The sequence below is a fragment of the Massilia norwichensis genome (assembly GCF_024753245.1).
GTDB lineage: Bacteria > Pseudomonadota > Gammaproteobacteria > Burkholderiales > Burkholderiaceae_D > Telluria > Telluria norwichensis.
The window spans coordinates 1-343 of record NZ_JANUGX010000098.1; the positions used below are offsets into that span (position 1 = coordinate 1).

The following is a 343-nucleotide window of genomic DNA, read 5'->3' on the forward strand; positions in this document are numbered from 1 at the left end:
TGCGATGCAGTCGGAATACTCCTCGCTGACCGACGAGCTGAGCAACATCGTCAAGAACACCGGCTTCGGCGGCACCACCCTGCTGAACAACTCGGACGGCAAGTTCAAGGATTCCGTCACCTTCCAGATCGGCGCCGGCAAGGACGAGACGATGGAGCTGGACATCGGCACTTCGCTGACCACCATGCACAAGGACATTTATAAAGCTGCAGGCGGCTTCGATGGCGGTTCGATCTCGGATGATGGCGGCACGACAAACTGGACCGCTGCCGGCATTTCCGGCAAGGAACTGACCAAGACCACAGTCGCGGATGACGGTGTCGACGGCACCGGCACCGAAAAT

The 343-nt window shown here is 59.2% G+C and carries 1 pseudogene; it reads left to right on the top strand.

The annotated features are described in order from the left end of the window. Positions 1 to 343, top strand: a pseudogene (locus NX782_RS26290) (hypothetical protein); the annotation flags it as partial.